Origin of the sequence: Citrobacter sp. ANG330 (assembly GCF_047467925.1) — a bacterium.
Lineage (GTDB): Bacteria > Pseudomonadota > Gammaproteobacteria > Enterobacterales > Enterobacteriaceae > Citrobacter_A > Citrobacter_A amalonaticus_G.
On record NZ_JASJUI010000029.1, the window covers coordinates 1 to 1,098 of the forward strand.

At 58.4% G+C, this 1,098-nt stretch carries 1 protein-coding gene; it reads right to left on the reverse strand.

Going from position 1 to position 1,098, the window contains the following annotated elements; all coding sequences use genetic code 11:
• A partial coding sequence (locus tag QNN88_RS22780) for an RHS domain-containing protein (protein ID WP_414242142.1) occupies positions 1–1,098 on the reverse strand: 1,098 nt, incomplete at both ends.

The following is a 1,098-nucleotide window of genomic DNA, read 5'->3' on the forward strand; positions in this document are numbered from 1 at the left end:
CCCGGCAGGCGGATGAGCTGTTCCAGGTTATGCGGATTATCTTCCCGCGGCATATTTCCCCATTCATCAAATTCTGCGCGCCAGGCAATCTGTCCTTTAATGTCAATCAGTGCCAGCGGCAGGCCCCGGTGGTCGCAGTGGTACAGGTGGATTTTGCGTTCCGGCGTGTATTCCGGCTCCAGCTGATTTTTCATCTGCGCCGGCGTCAGGCCGCACTGTGCCAGCCACGCCCGGCTGGCTTCGCTGAATTCCCCGCGCTGTAACTCCGCTTCCAGATTATCCACCATTGCCACCAGTTCTGGCGGGAAGGTCACGTTTGCTTCCTGCTGAAATTTCTCGGCCAGCGTGCGACGTACTGCTTTTGCCAGCTCTCCGGTTGCCGTTTCAATACGGATGAGCGGCGTAAAGCTCCCCGGCTGGTACACCGTCTGGATACGGGTTTTGTCCGTCTGCGTGGTGGTCAGCCTGTCGCCGTCCTGGCCGTACCATGTCACCTCCGGTATGGGGGACAGCTGAATATATTCGTGACCGGTGATTTCTCCGTATGTCCGCTGGCTTTTCCACACCCGTTTGCTGATTCGTCGTCCCAGTGGGTCGTAAAGATAACGGCTTTCCGTCAGCACGTTGCCTGCCTGCATCCGGCGGTAGTGCGCCAGTCGGTGCTGGTTATCATACTCATAATGATGCGACAGGCTGCCGTGCGGGCGTATCCGGCGCTCGTCTTTCTCCGTCAGCCTGCCGTGTTCGTCATAATGATAAAAGTTCTCCACATCCTGGCTGATGCGGTTATCCGGAAAGCTTTTCGGCAGCACCGGATACTTATCCCGTTCCGCTATCCGGTTGCCCGCCGGGTCGGTGAATGTCCACGGATCCAGGTCATGGCCGGGAGAGGTAATGTGCGTGCCGAGTAATCGCCCGGCGTCGCCGTACTGATAATCCCGCTGCTCATGCTGTCCGCTGATACGGATCAGCTGTCCGCCGCTGTTCCAGGTGTAGTCGCGGTTAAGCTGGTGAATGCTGAGGTGGTGGCTCTGTAGCTGACCGCCCGGAGTGTATGCTGTGGTCAGTTCGTATTCGCCGAAGCGGCGCTGCGTTTCC